We start from the raw sequence: 14,947 nt of genomic DNA, 5'->3' as shown, positions 1-14,947 counted from the left end.
GTTTCCACCAAATATCAAACAACCAAAAATCCCCCCAACAAATTAACGCCCCAGTCCCCCCGCCGCGACGAGCGAACACAGCAGCGGCACAACGCGGGGGCGGGAGGGCGGGCACAGGGCGCGGCCGCAGGCGGGAGGGCGGCGCACGGCCAGCCGCAGGCGGGGTCTCCGAGGTCCGGGTCGGCTACTGGGCGTGGCGCCATTTCTGATTGTCTTTGCCCACGCACACCCAGACCCACATGGCCAGGCCCTCGGCCTCGTTGCCGTAGGGAATGTCCAGGCAGTTACCTCCCGATGCGGTAACCAGTTCCAGGGAGGCGTTGTAGGTCCACTGCTGGGCCAGGGCGCCGGTGCACGTCATCAGCTTCACGAGGGAGCCGTTGGAGGTGCCGTCCACCTCGGCGCACTTGCCCCGTGCCCGCAGTGTCTTGTCCGAGGCAATGGAGAAGGCCTGACCGGCGTCCGCGCTGTCGCACGCCTTGGTCTCGATCTGACCGCCGCCCGCCGGGCCGTACAGGCAGGTCTTCTGGCCGACGCCCTGAAACACCGACCCGGTGGCGGCGGCCGCGGTCGTCGGGGATGCGACCGCGGGCCCATTGGTGGCGGACGCCTTCCGGCTGCCGACCGGCGCCGGGCCACTCACGCCCGGTGCCACAGCGCCCGCGGAGGCCCCGGGTCGAGGACTGCCGGAGGGCGACGTCACGGGGTCGGATGGCGGAACGCTAGCCGTGCCGGCCCCACCCGGCTGCGACACCGCGGGCAGCGCTCCGGGAGAGGTCGTGTCCGGCTTCCCCAGCGGCGAGTAGGCAACCGCCCCGGCAACGAGCAACGCCGCCACGGCCCCGCCACCGACCAGCCCCAACCGCCGGAGGGCCGTCCTGACACGGGGATTGCCGGCCCCCGGCGAAGCGGCTGGCGCGGAGGCTACGGACGCCGGTTCGACGGGCGCAGCCGACGGCAGAGCGGACCCGGCGGAATGGGCAAGCGCGAGCGAGCCGGCCTCCGGGGTTGACCCGGGCGAATGAACGGGCGCGAGAGGGCCGGTCGCCGGTGTGGCCGGGCGGCGCGGCGCCAGGGTCCGGACGTTCGGCGAGGCGAACGTGGGCTCGGAGTAAACCGGCGCATCCGACGGCGGCCGGGTGCCGGGGACGGCGGCCACGGTAAGGAGGCGCTTCGCCATTTCGGCGTCGGCCCGGCGCGACGGATCTCGCTGAAGCAGAGCGGTCAGGGCATGGCGCAGCTCGCCGGCATGTTCCGGTGGGTCGGGAAGTTCGGCGGCCAGAGCGGCCAGGGTGGTCACCGGCGACGAGCGCGCATACGGCGGCCGGCCCTCCACAGCGGTGTACAGCGTGGCCCCCAGGGACCACAGATCGGCCGGCGGCCCGATCTCGCCATCCAGAGCCCGTTCCGGCGCCAGGTACTGCGGAGATCCAAGGACCACCCCGGTACTGGTCATCGCAGCGTCTCCGGCGACAGTGGCCAGCCCAAAGTCGGTCAGGACCACCCGCCCGTCATCGGCAAGCAGAACGTTGCCAGGCTTAACGTCGCGATGCAGCAGCCCAGCCCTGTGCGCGGCCCGCAGAGCGGCAAGAACACCGAGGCCGATGCGTGCCACCTGATCCGGAGGCATCGGCCCTTCGTCGCGGAGAGCGTCGAGGAGAGACCGGGACGGAACCAACTCCATGACGATCCAAGGATCGTTGTCATAGAACACCACGTCAAAGACGCGGACCACGTTCGGGTGGTCAAGCCGGGCGATCGCTCGGGCCTCGCGAATGGCCCGTTCCCGCAGTTCAGCGAGTTCCGAGGCCGGAATTCCAGGCGGCGGCACCAGCTCCTTAACCGCAACGTCCCGCCCAAGCAGCTCATCCCGAGCAGCCCAAACCCGCCCCATCCCCCCTTGCCCAACCTGCCCCACCAGCCGATAACGCCCCGCGATCAAAATCGACACGGCAGCAAGATACCGGAGCAGATCAATACATCGATGTCCCGCAGCCACGCCGTTCGAGGCGAAGCGAGAGGCAAGCGAAGCGAAGCGACCGCGAGCGGCGAGCGAAGCGCAGCCACCGCGAGCGGCGAGCGAAGCGCAGCCACCGCGAGCGGCGAGCGAAGCGCAGCCACCGCAACGCGGGGCGTCCGGGGGCTCGGCCTCCGGAGCAGAAATGCGAAGAGGCCCCCGGTCCGCGCTTTTTGCGGACAGAGGGCCCCCGGACTCGTAGCGGGGACAGGATTTGAACCTGCGACCTCTGGGTTATGAGCCCAGCGAGCTACCGAGCTGCTCCACCCCGCGTCGGCTCGTTAACACTAGCGCAACCCGGAGGTGGGTTCCAAATTGCCTCCGGGTTGCGCTAGTCACGTCAGCCGGTGGTGCTCGGTGTGGGTGTGGCGGGCGTGGATGCCGCGGGTGCGCTGGCCGACGGCGAGCCGGACGGGCTGGTCGTCGGGGTGGCGTTGGCGGCCTTCTGGATGTTCTGGAACTTGGTCATCGCGGCGTCCAGTGCCTGGAGAGCCTCGCCGTACTTGGCGAAGTCACCGGACTGCTGGGCCGCCTTCACGTTGGCGATGGCCGTGTCCAACTCGGTAGCGGCCTGCCCCAGCTCGGTCGGCAACGTCGTCGGTGGCGTACCACCGGTGTTGTTGTCGGTTTGGCCTGGGTCTTCGCCGGTGGTGTTGCCGGCCTGTTTGCCCTGGTTGACGAGGGCTTGCAGGCCCGCTTTCAGGTTGTCGGCCAGGACCACGTAGGTGCCGCCGTCGCCGTACGACATCAGGACCTTCTGCAGCAGCGGGGCCGCGTTTTCCTGGTTTCCGGTCTTCACGTAGACCGGTTCGACGTACAGGATGCCGCTTTCCACCGGCAGCGAGATCAGGTTGCCGTACAGGACCTGAGCCTGGCTGTTGTTTGTTGACAGCAGGCTCAGCTGCTGTCTGACCGCGGCGTTGTTGGTCATCTTCTGATGGACCTGGACCGGGCCGGGAATGACCGTTTGATCGGGTAACTCGAGCACTTGCAAGGTGGGCTGGTTGTTGATGTAGGACCCGGAGATCAGCGCAGCCATGTTTTCCCGGTTGGCCGGGGTGACGCTGGCGGTGAGCTGGAATCTCGTGTCGGTCTGTTCGGGTAGCTGGATGTTCAGGTAGTACGGCGGCTGTTTCACGTTGCTCGACGGCGAGTCCGGCGCGTTGGGCACCTGCCAGAAGTCCTGGCCGGAGAAGTACGCCCGGGGCTCGGTGACGTGGAACTTGGTGAGCAGGTTGCGCTGCACCTTGAACAGGTCCTGCGGGTACCGGAAGTGCTGCGCGAGGTCGGCCGGCGTGTCCGCCTTCGGGATGATCAGGTCGCCGCCGAAGGCCTTGTTCCAGGCTTTCAGGATGGGGTCCTGGTCGTCGAACTCGTACAGCTTGACCGTGCCGTCGTACGCGTCGACGGTGGCCTTCACCGAGTTGCGCATGTAGTTGACGTCGTCCCGGGCCAGCGCGAACGTCCCCTGCCCGGTCAGTTCGTCCTTGGTCTCGTTGGCCAGGTTGATCTTCTGGGAGTACGGGTAGCTCGCCGACGTCGTGTAGCCATCGAGGATCCAGACGATGCGCCCGTCGACGGCGGCCGGATAGGGGTCACCGTCTATGGTCAGGAACGGCGCGACCTTCTCCACCCGGGAGCGCGGGTCCCGGATGTACATCAGCTTCGAGTCCTTGTTGACCGCGTCGGAGAGCAGGAAGTTGCTCTCGGTCAACTTGATCGAGAAGACCAGCCGGCGGAAGAACGAGCCGACCGCGACACCACCGGTGCCGTCGTAGGTGTACAGCTCCTCGGCGTTGGTGTTGCTCTGCTGCGGCCGGTCGAACTCGACCTTCTTGTTCTTGTCCGACTGTCCGACGATGGCGTACTCGGTGGACTGCTCGCCGTAGTAGATGCGCGGCTGCTCGACCGGGATCTGGTCGCTCGCGGACGAACAGTTGGCCTGCCGGTCCTCGTCGCCCAGGAAGCCGGAGACGAAGTACGGCAAGCCGCCGCAGACGACCTGGTTGGCCGGCGCCGCCACCAGGCCGTAGCCGTGGGTGTAGACGGTGTGCCGGTTGAGCCAGTTCCGCTGCTGGGTGGTCAGCTTGTCGTCGTTGATCTCGCGGGCGCCGACCACGTAGTCGGACGTCTTGCCGGCCACCGTGTAGCGGTCGACGTCGAGCTTCTTGCCGAAGTCGTAGAAGCCGCGGGACTGCTGCGACTGGGTGAAGGCCTGGGACACCAGCTGCGGGTCGACGAGCCGGGCGTTCTGCGCGCTGGTATCGGCGGTCAGCCCGCTCTGCGGCGTCACGTTGTTCGCCTGATACTGGGTTATTTTCGTGGTATCCAGCCCGAACGCCGTCCGGGTCGCGGTGATCGACCGCTGGATGTAAGGCGCTTCCTTGTCGGCCAGGCTGGGCTTGACCGAGAAGTTCTGCACGGCCAGCGGGTAGATACCGCCGATCGCGACCGCCGAGATGGCGAGCAGGCCCAGCGAGACGCCCGGCCACACCAGGTTTCGCATGCCGGCGTTGGAGAACACGATGATCGCGATGGCGACCACCACGGAGATGTACGCGAGGATCTCCTTGGCCGGCAACAGCGCGTTGACGTCGGTGTAACCGGCGCCGTAGAGCCCGGGCGAAACGTGCTGCTCGAGCAGCAGCGCGCGCCGGTCCAGGATGTAGGCAACCGCCTTGAGCAGCACGAACACCGCGACCAGGGTGGTCAGGTGGGCCCGTGCCGCGGTCGTCATCCGGTCGCCGACGCCCTGCAGCCGCACCCCGCCGAAGATGTAGTGAACGGCGAGAGCACCGAGCACCGACAGCACCACGGCGGTGAAGGCGACGCCCAGGATGTAGCGCCAGAGCGGGTACTCGAAGACGTAGAACCCGATGTCCACCTTGAACTGCGGGTCGGTTACGCCGAAGTTCCCGCCGTTCTGGAAGAGCATCCAGTCTTTCCACCGGCCCTGGGCGGACAGTCCCGCGAAGAAGCCGATGATCAGGCAGAGGACGGTGATCCAGGTGCCCAGGCGCGGGCCGATCACCATCCGGTAGCGCTCGAGGGTGGCCTGCTCGGCCGAGTGCGGCCGCAGCAGGGGACGAAGTCGGTAGGCGAGGTAAAGGTTGGCCCCGATGACCAGCGCGACGGCGAGGCCGACGGCGAGGAACAGCAGAACCCGGGTTATCAGGACGCCGGAGAAGACGTTGACGAAATCGACCTCGTTGAACCAGAGGTAGTCCGTATAAGCGTCGATGCCCCAGCCGAGCAGTGTGAATAAGAGGAAGACCCCAACCAGGACGCCGACGGTCACGCGACCGCGCCGGCTCATCCTCGGAAGAGGGCTGTTACGCATGACCAACGTGGGCTCCACACATCATTTGGGGTGGCGGTGTCTCACATTACGACATCTGTCACGAAACCGAGCACGGCTTCGGGGTGCCACCGGAGGTGAAGGTCTTGAGTGCGGTGAGCGCGTCGTCCACCGTGGCCACCTCGGCCATCGGCAGACCGTCCACCGCGTTCTTCAACGCTTCGGCGCAGTTGTCCTTCGGCACCAGGAAGATTTGAGCGCCGGCGCTCTTCGCGCCGACCAGCTTTTGCGGGATGCCACCGATCGGGCCGACGTTGCCGTTGTCGTCGATCGTGCCGGTCCCTGCAATGATCTTGCCGCCGGTCAGATCCTCCGGCATGAGCTTGTCCATGATCCCGAGGGTGAACATGAGACCGGCGCTCGGGCCGCCGATCTTGTCGAGGTCGATCTTCACCTTGAACGGGTACGGCTGCTTCTTCTCGATCTCGATGCCCAGGCGCGGCGTCTTACCGTCATCGCCGGCCTTGGTGGTGATCTGCGCGGTGCCGGCCTTGCCCGACCGGGTGTAGGCGATGGTGAAGGTGGTGCCGACCGGCTTGGCCCGGATGGCGTCGGTCAGCTTGGTCGGGTCGGTGACCGCGGTGCCGTCCACCGCGGTGATCAGGTCGCCGGTCTGCAGCAACCCGGTCGCGGCGCCGCCCTTGGTCACGCTCTTGACCGAGGTCTGCACCGGGTAGCCGAGCTTGGTGAGCGCGACCGTGACCGCGCTCTCCTGCGACTCGGTCCACTCCTGCGCGTTCTGCTGCTCGACCTGCTTCTCGGTGGTGTCCGGCGGGTAGATCAGGGCGCGCGGGACCACCGCGTCCTTGTGACTGAACCAGCCGCTGATCGCCCAGACGAGCTCGACCTGCGACTGCACGTTGACCGTGGTCAGCCGCAACTGCCCGGTGGAGGTCGTCGTCTTCGCGTCCGTCACCTGAATGACCTCGGTACCGTTGCTGGAACCGAGCGTGTTCACCGTTGGGCCCGGCTTCAACACGACGTACGGCAGGGGTGCCGCCATGACACCGACTGCCAGCAGCGCGGTGAGCAGGGCGCCGAGGATTACGGTGACACCGCGACGTCTCATGCGCGTGAGACTATCGCCCCACCCTGAGTTCTCTCTGAGCTGACACCGCCATCGGTCCGGAGCGGGCGTTTCGCGCGTACGGTTGACTACGTGCCTGATATCCCGTTCGGCTTCTCACTGCCGGGCGCCCAGCCGCCCGATCCCTCCGACCCGCAGCAGATGCAGCAGTTCATGGCGCAACTGCAGCAGATGTTCGCCGGTGGCCCCGACAACGGCCCGGTCAATTGGGACCTTGCCCGCCAGGTCGCGGCCAGTCAGCTGTCCGGGTCCGGCGACCCGGCGGTGACCATGTACGAGCGCCACCACGTCGAGGAGGCGCTGCGCCTCGCCGACCTGTGGCTCGACCCTGTCTCGGCGCTGCCCAGCGGCATCCGGACCGCCGCGGCGTGGAACCGCAACGAGTGGATCTTCAACACGCTCGAGGTCTGGAAGAAGCTCTGTGACCCGATCGCCGGCCGGATGGTCGGCGCGATGGGCGATCTCGTCCCCGATGAGGCGAAAGCCCAGCTCGGCCCGATGCAGTCGATGGTCGCCACGCTCGGCGGCGCGCTCTTCGGCGGCCAGCTCGGGCAGGCGCTCGGCCAGCTCGCCGCCGAGGTGCTCTCGGCCGGCGACATCGGGCTTCCGCTCGGGCCGAACGGCACGGCCGCACTGGTGCCGGCCAACATCAAGGCGTACGGCGAGGGCCTCGAGATCCCCGAGGACCAGGTGCGCCTGTACGTGGCTCTGCGTGAGGCGGCTCACCAGCGGCTGTTCGGGCACGTCCCGTGGCTGCGAGCGCACGTCCTGACCGCCGTGGAGACGTACGCGAACGGCATCACCGTCAACCGCGAGGCGATCGAGGAGGCGATGAGCCGGGTCGACCCGAGCGATCCCGAGTCGATGCAGGCCATGGCACTCGAGGGCATCTTCACGCCGGAGGACACGCCGCAGCAGAAGGCGAGTCTGGCCCGGCTGGAGACGGCGCTGGCGCTGATCGAGGGCTGGGTCGGCCACGTGGTCGACGCGGCCGCCGGTGACCGGCTGCCCACCGTGGTGGCGCTGGGTGAGGCGTTCCGGCGCCGGCGCGCGGCCGGCGGTCCGGCCGAGCAGACCTTCGCCGCACTGGTCGGTCTCGAGCTGCGCCCGCGTCGCCTGCGGGAGGCCGGCGCCCTGTGGGCGGCGGTCACCGAGCAGCGCGGCATCCAGGGCCGGGACGCCCTGTGGGGCCACCCCGACCTGCTGCCGACCGACGAGGACTTCGCCAACCCGCAGGTCTTCGCCCAGGGCACCACCGACTGGGACATCAGCGAGCTGGACGACCTCGACAAGTAAGGCACGACGCATGGCGGCGGCTCTCCGGAAGCGGAGGGCCGCCGCTTTTTCAACCCCCGAGCCGCGCTTTTCAACCCCCGAGCAGGGCGCGGGTGTTCTCCCAGCCCTCCAGGGCCGGGTCGAGCGACGCCAGCTCGGCCGGGCTGCGCAACCGCCGCCACTCGGCGGTGGAGCTGACATCGCCGGGCTGCGGAGCCGTCTTACGCAGGAGCTGCGCGGACGCGAGGTCGAGATCGTGGTCGACCAGCCACTCCGGCGCCGGCAGGCTGGTGGCGACCCCCATGAGCCCGTTTCCCGGCCCGCCCGGCGCGACGGCCACGGCTTTGTTCTCCAACGGGCGCAGCAGCTTGCCCAGGATCATCCCGGGCACGTCGGCGGCGTCCGCCGCGATGACCGCGGCCTGGTCGAACCCGTCCGCGGTGGCGGCCGCGAACACCGGCAGGTAGGTCGCGGTCGGCACCTCGTAGATCCGCATCCCGGGCCAGGCGATCTCCTCGGCCAGCTTGCGGTCCGCGGCGGTGGCGGCGATGGCCGGTTCCGCCTGCGCGAGCCGCGCCAGCAGGTCGACCACGTCCTCGGCGAGGGCCGCCCGCCACGCCGTGAGATCAACGCCAGGCGGACTCCACTCGACCGCAACCAGCAGCGCAGCTACAACCCGTCGGACCACGCGCCAAGACTAGTGCCTGTCCTGCCGGTCACGCGTGGCTGCGGCGTGGCCCAGGCGGCGCCTGACGGCGTCCACGAAGCGCCCGAATACAACACCGGTATGCGGCCGCTTCGCGGCCGACGCCAGCCACCACCTGAACCTCGCCTCGCTCTCGCGCGACCGGCAGGACAGGCACTAGTCGTCGCTGAGGACCAGCCCGGTGGCGGCGGAGATGCCCTCCAGGTAGCCGCGGGCACGCTCGGCCCGGGGGTAGCGGCTCACCAGCTCCCAGAAGTCGGCACTGTGGCTCGGGACGACCAGGTGGGCCAGCTCGTGCAGCAGCACGTAGTCGATCACCCAGTCGGGCATCTCCTGCATGCGGTGGGAGATCCGGATGGTGCCGTCGTCGGGCGTGCAGGAGCCCCAGCGGCCGTTCTGGTTGGTCACCCAGCGGACGCTGGCCGGAACCACCCGGTGGGCGTGGTCGGCGAGGTAGCGGGATTTCAGGCGGTGGGCGCGAGCCAGCAACTCTTCGTCGGTGCGGCGAATGCGCTCCTCGCGGGCGGCGAGCCGGGCGAGCATCCGCTCGACCCACTCCATCTCCTCGGCCCTGGAGAACCGGTCGGGGATGAGCACGACCACGCGCTCACCATCGCGGTACGCGGACACCGTTCGACGCCGGCGCTGGCTGCGCCGCACTTCGACGACAGGCTTACGCGTCCGGGCCATTACCGGCTCGCGCGGCCCAGATTCGGGTTCACGTTGAGACGCTAATCCGTGAGACCCATGTCACCGCAAGAGTACGGCCGATGACACGTGTCAGATATGAGCGCTTCGTCCCGGTATAACCGAAAAAATTTTCCAGGCCCGCAACATATGAGTCCCAGCGCCAAACTAGCGCACGACACGTTGCTGGCAAAACGCGTCGAAAGTCCACTTAAGCCCACTTTGCCGGTAATTCCCGGCGTGTTTGCGCGTAACTTCGCGAAAAGGGCGATTTCTCCCGGCACACTCACGACGGCGGCGACACCGCCGGCGCTGCTGACCTGGCTTATTCATGACTGGCTGACATGGAAAGGGCCGCTCGTGGGTAGTGACCGCCCCTGGCGGGTGGCTCCACATCCACGCGGCCGGGGACCGGTCAAGCGCCAAGCAGCTCGCGGCCTGCCGCCGCGAACAGGCATCGGGCCGACCCCGGCCGACGACACGACTAGGAGGAACCGTGGCCGACAACACGTACAACGGCTACTGCGTGAAGTGCAAGGAGAAGCGCGACTTCCAGGGCACCGTGGAGGTCTCGAAGACCGGCATGAACATGGCGAAGGGCAAGTGCCCCGTCTGCGGCACGACCGTGAACCGGATCCTGGGCAAGGCCAAGGCCTGATTCACGCTTACGGGTAGAGCGGTGCCCCATGCGCCGCTCTACCCATAACCGTGTCGGAGTCGACACGTTGAGTAAGTGTGGATAACGGGCCCAGCCTGTGGATAACTCGGCTTTAGCTGTGGACAACGCGCTCCACGGGCCCGGCGTCCCTGTGGACAACCAACTCGCTCCGCATGGCATCGGTGACAACCTGTCACCGTGATACGTCCCACCCTCATCCCCGGCCTCCCCCGTCTCTGGTGCGCCGACGGCCAGCTGCAGCTGGGTTCCGACCCGGCCCGTGCGCTGCGGTTACGCCTCCCCGATCCGCGGGCCGCCGAGATCCTCGACCTGCTCGACGGCACCCGCACCGAGCGTCTGATCCTGCTGCGAGCCGCCGAGCTGGGCATTCCGCCCGACGAGTGCCGATCCCTGCTCGCCACCCTGCAGGACGCCGGCCTCGTGCTTCCCCGCTCGTCCCTGCGCCCACCGGCCGACCGGCTGGCCGGCGAGGCGGCCGCTCTCGCGCTGCACGGCGCCGGCCCACCGGCCGAATTTCTGCGCCGCCGGCACGCGTCCCGGGTGGTGCTGGCCGGGCACGGCCGGCTCGGTGCCGGCATCGCGGTCGCGCTCGCCGAGGCCGGCGTCGGCCATCTGCAACCCGATCTTTCCGGCGCGGTCCGGCCGGGCGAGCTGGCCGGCGGACCGCTTCGCGCGTCCGACATCGGCAAACCCCGGCGGGAGGCAATCGTCGAGGCAATGACCCGTGCCGCGCCAAACGTGCTCCACGGCGTACGCCGAACGACCGCGGCCCTGCTCGTCCAGCTCGACCACGACCAGCCGGTGAGCCTGCTGGCCGCCGCCCTGTCCGGCCGGCGTCAACCACACCTGGCCGTGACCATCCGCCATGGCTCCGCCGTGATCGGCCCACTGGTGCCGGCGACCGGCGGTCCCTGCCTGAACTGCCTGGCCCTGCATCGCCGGGATCGAGACGCGGAATGGCCCGACCCGCCCGGGACGGCCGCGACCGTTCCCGAGCCCTGCACGGTCACCACCCTGCTGGCCGCCACCGCGTTCGCGGCGGCCGAGGTGCTGACGTTCCTGGACGGCGGTGACCCGCAGACCGCCGGCGCCACCGTCGAGATCACCGGGCCGGGGCGCGTTCGGCGCCGCACCTGGACTCCGCATCCGGCCTGTTCCTGCGCCCGGCCATGAATTTTCTCGTGCCGCTTCTCTCGGACTTTTCGCACATCCTGGGGCGAAGGCCACCCAGCTGGGCAGTCACTTGGCAAACCGTCAGTAAGAATGATCGGGTGACCGACATTCCGCGTCGTGCCGCGTCCCGCACCGCGAAGCTGGCAGCGCTGCCCCTGGGGTTCGCCGGGCGTGCCGCCCTGGGGCTGGGCAAGCGCGCGGTCGGCATCGCCTCCGACGTCATCTCCGCCGACATCCAGCAGCGCACCGCCGAGCAGCTGTTCAGCGTCCTGGGCCAGCTCAAGGGCGGTGCGATGAAGTTCGGCCAGGCGCTGTCGGTCTTCGAGGCCGCCCTGCCCGAGGAGATGGCCGGGCCCTATCGGCAGGCCCTCACCAAGCTTCAGGAGGCCGCGCCGCCGATGCCGGTGGCCAGCCTGCACAAGGCACTCGCCGAGCAGTTGGGGCCGGATTGGCGAGACCGGTTCGCCGAGTTCGACGACAGCCCGGCCGCCGCGGCCAGCATCGGCCAGGTGCACCGGGCGCAGTGGAAACTGCCCCCGGCTCGCAAGAACGCCAAACCCAAGACGATCCCGGTGGCCGTGAAGGTGCAATATCCGGGAGCCGGCGAGGCGCTGCTGTCCGACCTCAAGCAGCTGTCCCTGCTGGCCGGCATGTTCAAGATCATTCAACCGGGCATGGACATCAAGCCACTGCTGGCCGAGCTGCGGGCGCGGATCACCGAGGAACTCGACTACGAGATGGAGGCGGCGACCCAGACCGCCTTCGCCACCGCGTTCGCCGACGACGACGAGATCTACGTGCCGCGGGTGATCTCCTCGGCGCCGCGGGTGCTGGTCACCGAGTGGGTCGACGGCACCCCGCTGGCCAAGGTGATCAGCGAGGGCACCCAGGAAGAGCGCGACGAGGCGGGCCGGCTGATGGCCACCCTGCACTTCTCGGCGCCGGCCCGGGCCGGTCTGCTGCACGCCGACCCGCACCCCGGCAACTTCCGCATCCTGGCCGACGGCCGGCTCGGCGTGATCGACTTCGGCGCGGTGGCCCGGTTGCCCGGTGGCCACCCCGAACCGATCGGGCGGCTGGTGCGACTCACCCTCGACGGGGACGCCGATGGGGTCGCCGACGGCCTGCGCACGGAAGGCTTCATCAAGCCCGACGACGAGATCGACGCCGAGGCGGTGCTGAAGTTCCTCCGGCCGATGATCGAGCCGCTCGCGGTCGACGAGTTCCGCTTCACCCGCAGCTGGCTGCGCGGCGAGGCGACCCGGCTGACCAGTCCGAAGTCCCCGGCCTACCAACTGAGCCGCAAGCTCAACCTGCCGCCCAACTACCTGCTGATCCACCGGGTCACGCTGGGCTCGATCGGGGTGCTGTGCCAACTGGAGGCCGAGGCGCCCTACCGGGAGATCGTCGAGAAATGGCTGCCCGGGTTCGCACCCGTGGCATAGGGCCATGATTCGATGAGCGGCATGGACGCCACGGGGCACATCGACGATCTTGGAAGCTTCATCTCGGCATCGCCGAGTTCCTACCACGCGGCGGCCGAGGTGGCCCGCCGCCTCGGCGACGCCGGCTACACCACTCTCGACGAGGCGGCCGACTGGCGCGAGGTCGTCCGCCCCGGCGCTCGGCTGGTCCTGGTCCGCGACGGTGCGGTGATCGGTCTGGCGCTGCCCGCCGACGCCGGCCCGGCCACGCCGTTCCGCGTTCTCGGCGCGCACACCGACTCGCCCACCTTCAAACTCAAGCCGCGCCCGGCGCTGTCCGCGCACGGCTGGCTGCAGGCGGGCGTCGAGGTGTACGGCGGACCCATCATCGCCTCCTGGTTCGACCGCGAGCTGGAGTTCGCGGGCCGGCTCGTCGACACCGCCGGCACCGTGCACCTGGTCCGCACCGGCCCGTTCGCCCGCATCCCGCACCTGGCCGTCCACCTGGACCGCGACGTCAACACGTCGTTCGCCCCCGACCGGCAGCGCGACGTCCAGCCGATCCTCGGCGTCTCCGGCCCCGACGTGCTCACCCACCTGGCCCGGGCGGGCGGCCTCTCCTCGGCCGGCGACGTCGCCGGGTTCGACGTGGTCTCGGTCGACTCGGCGGCGCCGGCCCGGTTCGGGGCGGACGGCTCGCTGTTCGCCGCGGCCCGGCTGGACAACCTGTCGTCGGTGCACGCCGGCCTCACCGCCCTGGTGCGCGCCGCGCCGGCCGGGGCGATCGCGGTGCTGGCCGCCTTCGACCACGAGGAGATCGGCTCGGAAAGCCGCTCGGGCGCCGCCGGGCCGCTGCTCTCCGACGTGCTGGAGCGGGTCTCGGCCGCGCTCGGTGGCGATCGCTCCGACCTGGCCCGGGCCATCTTCGGGTCCTGGTGCCTGTCGGCCGACGCCGGCCACGCCGTGCACCCCAACCGGCCGGAGCGGCACGACCCGGCGAACCGTCCGGTGGCCGGCGGCGGCCCACTGCTGAAGATCAACGCCAACCAGCGCTACACCACCGACGCGGTGGGCGCCGCGCTGTGGGCCCGCACCTGCGAAAAGGCCGGCGTCCCGTTCCAGGAGTTCGTCTCCAACAACGCGGTCCCGTGCGGCTCCACGATCGGCCCGATCACCGCGGTCCGGATCGGCATCCCGACCCTGGACGTCGGCACCCCGCTGCTCTCCATGCACTCGGCCCGTGAGCTGTGCCACGTGGATGACCCGGCTCGGCTGTCGGCCGCGGCCGAGGTCTTCTTCACCGGCCTGCCCTGACCCACCCCTTTGACATAGCGAAGGCCCGTCCGCGCCGAAGCGCGGACGGGCCTTTCAGTAGCGAGTTGTTGTCAGTGGGTCAGTAGCGCCCGCCGCCGAGTTCGCGCGAGGCCCGGTGATGGGCCTGCATGGCGACCAGACGAGCGGGGCGGTGCGCCTCAGGTGTGTACTCACGCTGAGGCCGACGCGTTCGGGCCCGGGACAACGCTTCGTGGAGAAGTCTCATTCTGGTGGCTCCAGTCGTATTCATCTCGATGCTCGGCTTTCGGGTTGTGGCCGGTTCGGCCTCAGGGAGGGCGATGCTGCTGTTCATGTCAGGCCGCCAGGCGGACCTGGTTGCGGGACTCGAGACCGTTCGCGGCGAGCCGCTCCTCGACCTCGACGGCGAGCTCGGCGTCGCGCGCCACGTCCGACTTACGCGGACGGCCACGCGGCCGCTTGCGGGGAACCACGGCACCCCGCTCGAAGATCTCGCCACCCCAGACGCCCCAGGGCTCGTTCCGCTCGACCGCACCGGCGAGGCACTCCACGCGCAGCGGGCAATCCCCGCAGAGCGACTTCGCCAGCTCCAGCTGAGCCGGGGAGTCCGAGAACCAAAGGTCCGGGTCGAACTTCCGGCAGGGCAGGTTTGCCTCGATGTCGACGCTCACGTCGATCGGGGCCAGCGCCAGACTCATAAAGCCCGGTCACCTCTCTCTTCTTCAGCGATCTTCTGGATCGTCGGGTGCTGCACCGGCCGGTGGGCCGGCAAAAAAGTAAGGCCGCGGATCCCTGTACGGGTTCCGCGGCCTCGAGGTGAGCCGGAGGTCTGCTATCAGACCGGCCTTCCTCGAGGCGGGACACCACTGCCACCATCCGCGTAACGCTTCTTGGAGACGTTGCTGCCCTTGAACCCAGTGGTGGTGCCGTTACTGCCATTGATTCCGTCGGTAAGCGTCAGGACCTGAGCCAGCTCGGCCTGGACCTGGACCTGGTGCACCCGCGAAACCGGAGCCCGCTCGGCGGCGAGAATCGCCATCGGTCGGACGGTCTCGGCCGGAACCCAAGCCCGCTCGGCTGCCGGAGCCACGGGGGCCACCGGCGAAGCCGACATCGCTGCCACGGAGGCGGCGGAAATCGGCAACAGAGCGGACGGAGCGCACGCACGGGTCAGCGGCAGCGATTTCTGCGTCATCGTGTAGATCTCCATCTCTGCCACCTCCTCCATCTGCGTTGCACTCATCGTTC

12 protein-coding genes and 1 tRNA gene are annotated in these 14,947 nt (G+C 69.1%); 5 read left to right on the top strand and 8 right to left on the bottom strand.

The annotated features are described in order from the left end of the window. Positions 1–184: 184 nt before the first annotated feature. The 4 genes from Ate02nite_RS36530 to Ate02nite_RS36515 all read right to left on the bottom strand — a co-directional run bounded on the left by Ate02nite_RS36530 (position 185) and on the right by Ate02nite_RS36515 (position 6,444). Positions 185–1,951 carry a protein kinase domain-containing protein gene (locus tag Ate02nite_RS36530; protein ID WP_239147965.1) on the bottom strand — a complete coding sequence of 589 codons (1,767 nt, stop codon included), beginning with the start codon at positions 1,949–1,951 and terminating at the stop codon, positions 185–187. A gap of 265 nt (positions 1,952–2,216) precedes the next feature. Then, positions 2,217–2,290: transfer RNA gene (locus Ate02nite_RS36525), tRNA-Met, on the bottom strand. Positions 2,291–2,357: 67 nt separating this feature from the next. Beyond that, positions 2,358–5,333 carry a UPF0182 family membrane protein gene (locus Ate02nite_RS36520; protein WP_203812469.1) on the bottom strand — a complete coding sequence of 992 codons (2,976 nt, stop codon included), beginning with the start codon at positions 5,331–5,333 and terminating at the stop codon, positions 2,358–2,360. Positions 5,334–5,415: 82 nt separating this feature from the next. Then, the gene (locus Ate02nite_RS36515) at positions 5,416–6,444 is read right to left on the bottom strand and encodes a YlbL family protein (protein ID WP_203812468.1); all 1,029 of its coding nucleotides are present in this window, start codon (positions 6,442–6,444) and stop codon (positions 5,416–5,418) included. 90 nt (positions 6,445–6,534) lie between these two features. Here Ate02nite_RS36515 and Ate02nite_RS36510 point away from each other — a divergent pair, with 90 nt between their 5' ends. After that, the gene (locus tag Ate02nite_RS36510; RefSeq protein ID WP_203812467.1) at positions 6,535–7,758 is read left to right on the top strand and encodes a zinc-dependent metalloprotease; all 1,224 of its coding nucleotides are present in this window, start codon (positions 6,535–6,537) and stop codon (positions 7,756–7,758) included. A 70-nt stretch (positions 7,759–7,828) separates the two neighbouring features. On the opposite strand, the gene Ate02nite_RS36505 is transcribed toward Ate02nite_RS36510, so the two are convergent. Continuing rightward, on the bottom strand, positions 7,829–8,425 hold the full coding sequence (locus tag Ate02nite_RS36505) for a hypothetical protein (protein ID WP_203812466.1): 597 nt from the start codon (positions 8,423–8,425) through the stop codon (positions 7,829–7,831). Between the two features lie 174 nt (positions 8,426–8,599). Beyond that, positions 8,600–9,133 carry a M48 metallopeptidase family protein gene (locus Ate02nite_RS36500; RefSeq protein ID WP_203812465.1) on the bottom strand — a complete coding sequence of 178 codons (534 nt, stop codon included), beginning with the start codon at positions 9,131–9,133 and terminating at the stop codon, positions 8,600–8,602. Between the two features lie 493 nt (positions 9,134–9,626). Here Ate02nite_RS36500 and Ate02nite_RS36495 point away from each other — a divergent pair, with 493 nt between their 5' ends. From Ate02nite_RS36495 to Ate02nite_RS36480, 4 genes are all read left to right on the top strand, one after another. Next, on the top strand, positions 9,627–9,788 hold the full coding sequence (locus Ate02nite_RS36495; protein WP_015625326.1) for a DUF5679 domain-containing protein: 162 nt from the start codon (positions 9,627–9,629) through the stop codon (positions 9,786–9,788). A 198-nt stretch (positions 9,789–9,986) separates the two neighbouring features. Further along, positions 9,987–10,982: a hypothetical protein gene (locus tag Ate02nite_RS36490; protein ID WP_203812464.1), complete on the top strand. Its 996-nt coding sequence runs from the start codon at positions 9,987–9,989 to the stop codon at positions 10,980–10,982. A 98-nt stretch (positions 10,983–11,080) separates the two neighbouring features. Further along, positions 11,081–12,427: an ABC1 kinase family protein gene (locus Ate02nite_RS36485; RefSeq protein ID WP_203812463.1), complete on the top strand. Its 1,347-nt coding sequence runs from the start codon at positions 11,081–11,083 to the stop codon at positions 12,425–12,427. A gap of 21 nt (positions 12,428–12,448) precedes the next feature. After that, on the top strand, positions 12,449–13,720 hold the full coding sequence (locus tag Ate02nite_RS36480) for a M18 family aminopeptidase (RefSeq protein ID WP_203812462.1): 1,272 nt from the start codon (positions 12,449–12,451) through the stop codon (positions 13,718–13,720). A gap of 314 nt (positions 13,721–14,034) precedes the next feature. Here Ate02nite_RS36480 and Ate02nite_RS36475 read toward each other — a convergent pair whose 3' ends face one another. Both Ate02nite_RS36475 and Ate02nite_RS36470 read right to left on the bottom strand, forming a co-directional pair. Continuing rightward, positions 14,035–14,397, bottom strand: coding sequence for a WhiB family transcriptional regulator (locus Ate02nite_RS36475; RefSeq protein ID WP_203812461.1), 363 nt, complete (start codon positions 14,395–14,397; stop codon positions 14,035–14,037). Positions 14,398–14,534: 137 nt separating this feature from the next. Continuing rightward, on the bottom strand, positions 14,535–14,909 hold the full coding sequence (locus tag Ate02nite_RS36470; protein WP_203812460.1) for a hypothetical protein: 375 nt from the start codon (positions 14,907–14,909) through the stop codon (positions 14,535–14,537). Between the last annotated feature and the right edge of the window lie 38 nt (positions 14,910–14,947).

Origin of the sequence: Paractinoplanes tereljensis, assembly GCF_016862435.1 — a bacterium.
GTDB lineage: Bacteria > Actinomycetota > Actinomycetes > Mycobacteriales > Micromonosporaceae > Actinoplanes > Actinoplanes tereljensis.
Note: the sequence above shows the minus strand (reverse complement) of the source record. Positions and strands in the feature narration are given on the sequence as shown.

Coding starts and splice junctions, on each gene's coding strand:
- Ate02nite_RS36470 (WP_203812460.1), bottom strand. CDS start 14,909: ATGGAGATCTACACGATGACGCAGAAATCGCTGCCGCTGACCCGTGCG.
- Ate02nite_RS36500 (WP_203812465.1), bottom strand. CDS start 9,133: ATGGCCCGGACGCGTAAGCCTGTCGTCGAAGTGCGGCGCAGCCAGCGC.
- Ate02nite_RS36515 (WP_203812468.1), bottom strand. CDS start 6,444: ATGAGACGTCGCGGTGTCACCGTAATCCTCGGCGCCCTGCTCACCGCG.
- Ate02nite_RS36520 (WP_203812469.1), bottom strand. CDS start 5,333: ATGAGCCGGCGCGGTCGCGTGACCGTCGGCGTCCTGGTTGGGGTCTTC.
- Ate02nite_RS36475 (WP_203812461.1), bottom strand. CDS start 14,397: ATGAGTCTGGCGCTGGCCCCGATCGACGTGAGCGTCGACATCGAGGCA.
- Ate02nite_RS36480 (WP_203812462.1), top strand. CDS start 12,449: ATGGACGCCACGGGGCACATCGACGATCTTGGAAGCTTCATCTCGGCA.